Origin of the sequence: Pseudomonas sp. PB120 (assembly GCF_009761815.1) — a bacterium.
Classification (GTDB): Bacteria; Pseudomonadota; Gammaproteobacteria; order Pseudomonadales; family Pseudomonadaceae; genus Aquipseudomonas.
In genome coordinates, this window is the sequence record NZ_RWIN01000138.1 from 1 (window position 1) to 3,663 (window position 3,663).

Consider the following 3,663-nt stretch of genomic DNA (forward strand, 5'->3'; position numbering starts at 1 on the left):
CAGTCGAATAATTGTTCTCTGACACACCGCCATCGCGAGCAGGCTCACTCCTACAGGGGTTGTGCACCGGTCATTGCATTCGGTTTTCCGAACGCGACCCGCCAGTCGATTCGGTAAACCGGATTATCCTTGGCTAAAAATAGTGTCACAAATATTTTATTACCTTATAAATCAATACTTTGATCCATGTCGCCTGGCCTGGCACGAGTCATGCTCTACACTCTTGGACGAATGCTTGTTGTGCCGAACCTTCAGGGGCCGCCAACCGTTCGAAGCACAAAAGGGCCGAACAACTGGCTCCATAAAAAAAACAATGTCGAGGAAAATTTGATGCGCATCGTTCCCCATATCCTGGGCGCAGCCATTGCTGCCGCTCTGATTACCACTCCAGTTTTCGCTGCCGAGCTCACCGGCACACTGAAGAAGATCAAAGAGTCCGGCACCATCACCCTCGGGCATCGCGACGCTTCCATTCCGTTTTCCTATATCGCGGATGCTTCCGGCAAACCGGTTGGCTACTCCCACGATATCCAGCTGAAAATCGTTGAAGCCATCAAGAAAGACCTGGACCTCCCGAACCTGCAGGTCAAATACAACCTGGTAACCTCGCAAACCCGTATTCCTCTGGTCCAGAACGGCACCGTGGACGTCGAGTGCGGCTCCACCACCAACAACGTCGAGCGTCAGCAGCAAGTTGACTTCTCGGTCGGCATCTTCGAAATCGGCACCCGCCTGCTGTCCAAGAAAGACTCTGCCTACAAGGACTTCGACGACCTGAAAGGCAAGAACGTCGTGACCACCGCAGGCACCACGTCCGAGCGCATCCTCAAGTCGATGAACGCCGACAAGCAGATGGGCATGAACGTCATCTCCGCCAAAGACCACGGCGAGTCCTTCCAGATGCTGGAATCGGGCCGCGCTGTTGCCTTCATGATGGACGACGCCTTGCTGGCCGGTGAATCGGCCAAGGCCAAGAAACCGGATGACTGGGCTGTCACCGGTACCCCGCAGTCCTACGAAATCTATGGCTGCATGGTGCGTAAAGGCGACGAGCCGTTCAAAAAGGCTGTGGATGACGCCATCAAGGCCACCTACGCGTCGGGCGAGATCAACAAGATCTACGAAAAATGGTTCATGCAACCTATCCCGCCAAAAGGCCTGAACCTGAACTTCCCGATGAGCGACGAGCTCAAGAAACTGATCGCCAACCCGACCGATAAAGCGGCTGACGACAAGAAGTCCTGATTTCTGACTAACCTTACCTCCTGACAGGGCGCTGCTCTTTCAGGAGGTTGTCACTCCCTGCTGGCATTTTTGGAAACACTCGAACCGGTGGCTGTCGAGCCGTTCGTGTGTGCCTGACGTTCAAGTCGGGCGGGAAAGGATCTCCCCAGGCGGGCACTTGTACATCGAATGATCAGAGGGGAGACCCTAATGAATTACAACTGGGACTGGGGCGTGTTCTTCAAGTCCACTGGCGTGGGCAGCGAGATTTATCTCGACTGGTACCTTGCCGGTTTGGGCTGGACCATCGCCATCGCCATCGTGGCCTGGATCATCGCCCTGACACTGGGTTCGATCCTGGGCGTCATGCGCACCGTGCCGAACCGCATCGTATCGGGCATCGCGACCTGCTACGTCGAACTTTTCCGAAACGTGCCGCTGCTGGTTCAGCTGTTCATCTGGTACTTCCTGGTGCCCGATCTGCTGCCGCAGAACCTGCAGGACTGGTACAAGCAGGACCTGAACCCGACCACTTCGGCGTTCCTCAGTGTGGTCGTCTGCCTGGGCCTGTTCACCACCGCTCGCGTTTGCGAACAAGTGCGCACCGGTATCCAGGCGCTGCCCAAAGGCCAGGAATCCGCTGCCCGCGCCATGGGCTTCAAGCTGCCGCAGATCTACTGGAATGTGCTGCTGCCCCAGGCTTACCGGATCATCATTCCGCCGCTCACCTCGGAATTTCTCAACGTCTTCAAGAACACTTCCGTGGCGTCGCTGATCGGCCTGATGGAGCTGCTCGCGCAGACCAAGCAGACCGCCGAATTCTCCGCCAACCTGTTCGAAGCCTTCACCCTGGCGACACTGATCTACTTCACGTTGAACATGAGCCTGATGCTGCTGATGCGTCTGGTCGAGAAGAAAGTTGCCGTGCCTGGCCTGATCTCCGTAGGGGGTAAATGATGGAATTCGACTTCTCGGGCATCATCCCGTCCCTGCCGGGCTTGTGGAACGGCATGGTCATGACCCTCAAGCTGATGGCCATGGGCGTGGTCGGCGGCATTATCCTCGGCACGGTCCTCGCGCTGATGCGCCTGTCCCACAGCAAGCTGCTGTCGAACCTGGCCGGCGCCTACGTCAACTACTTCCGCTCGATTCCACTGCTGCTGGTCATCACCTGGTTCTACCTGGCGGTGCCGTTCGTGCTGCGCTGGATCACCGGCGAAGATACGCCAATCGGCGCGTTCGCCTCGTGCATCGTGGCCTTCATGATGTTCGAAGCCGCATACTTCTGCGAAATCGTCCGCGCCGGCGTGCAGTCGATTCCCAAAGGCCAGATGGGGGCTGCCCAGGCCCTGGGCATGACGTATGGCCAGATGATGCGTTTGATCATCCTGCCGCAGGCCTTCCGCAAGATGACCCCGCTGCTGTTGCAACAGAGCATCATCCTGTTTCAAGACACCTCGCTGGTCTACGCGGTCGGCCTGGTGGACTTCCTCAATGCCTCGCGTGCCAGTGGCGACATCATCGGCCGCTCCAATGAGTTCCTGATCTTCGCAGGTCTCGTGTACTTCACAATCAGCTTTGCCGCCTCGCTGCTGGTCAAGCGTCTGCAAAAAAGGTTTGCCGTATGATCTCTATCAAGAATGTCAACAAGTGGTATGGCGACTTCCAGGTACTGACTGACTGCAGCACCGAGGTCAAAAAAGGCGAAGTGATTGTGGTCTGCGGGCCGTCCGGCTCCGGCAAATCCACCCTGATCAAATGCGTGAACGCGCTGGAACCGTTCCAGAAAGGCGACGTGGTGGTCGATGGCACGTCCATCGCCGACCCGAAGACCGACCTGCCGAAACTGCGCTCGCGGGTGGGCATGGTGTTCCAGCACTTCGAACTGTTCCCGCACCTGACCATCACCGAAAACCTGACCATCGCGCAGATCAAGGTATTGGGCCGCAGCAAGGAAGAAGCCACCAAGAAAGGCCTGCAACTGCTGGAGCGCGTTGGTCTCTCCGCCCACGCTCACAAGCACCCGGGCCAGCTCTCCGGTGGCCAGCAGCAGCGTGTGGCCATTGCCCGTGCGCTGGCGATGGACCCGATCGTGATGCTGTTCGACGAACCGACCTCGGCGCTCGACCCCGAGATGGTCAACGAAGTGCTCGACGTGATGGTGCAACTGGCCCACGAAGGCATGACCATGATGTGCGTGACCCACGAAATGGGCTTCGCCCGTAAAGTGGCGGACCGGGTGATCTTCATGGACGCGGGAAAAATCATCGAAGACTGCCCGAAGGAAGAGTTCTTCGGCGACATCAGCGCACGCTCCGAGCGTGCGCAGCATTTCCTCGAGAAGATTTTGCAGCACTAAAAGAGACTGCCCAATTTTCGAGGGCAGGCTCGCCCTTGTGGCGAGGGAGCTTGCTCCCGCTGGGTCGCGTAGCGGCCCCA

At 57.8% G+C, this 3,663-nt stretch carries 4 protein-coding genes; all 4 read left to right on the forward strand.

The genetic code is table 11. The features are described 5' to 3' along the window. Window positions 1–330: 330 nt before the first annotated feature. The 4 genes from EJA72_RS24995 (at window position 331) to EJA72_RS25010 (ending at window position 3,583) form a co-directional block, all read left to right on the forward strand. Window positions 331–1,245 (forward strand): glutamate/aspartate ABC transporter substrate-binding protein, encoded by a 915-nt coding sequence (locus tag EJA72_RS24995; protein WP_157714559.1) that lies wholly within the window; start codon window positions 331–333, stop codon window positions 1,243–1,245. A 189-nt stretch (window positions 1,246–1,434) separates the two neighbouring features. After that, on the forward strand, window positions 1,435–2,181 hold the full coding sequence (locus tag EJA72_RS25000) for an amino acid ABC transporter permease (protein WP_157714560.1): 747 nt from the start codon (window positions 1,435–1,437) through the stop codon (window positions 2,179–2,181). Next, window positions 2,181–2,852: an amino acid ABC transporter permease gene (locus tag EJA72_RS25005; protein ID WP_157714562.1), complete on the forward strand. Its 672-nt coding sequence runs from the start codon at window positions 2,181–2,183 to the stop codon at window positions 2,850–2,852. The genes EJA72_RS25000 and EJA72_RS25005 overlap by 1 nt, the downstream gene beginning before the upstream one ends. Then, on the forward strand, window positions 2,849–3,583 hold the full coding sequence (locus tag EJA72_RS25010) for an amino acid ABC transporter ATP-binding protein (protein ID WP_157714561.1): 735 nt from the start codon (window positions 2,849–2,851) through the stop codon (window positions 3,581–3,583). The genes EJA72_RS25005 and EJA72_RS25010 overlap by 4 nt, the downstream gene beginning before the upstream one ends. The last annotated feature ends 80 nt before the right edge of the window (window positions 3,584–3,663 follow it).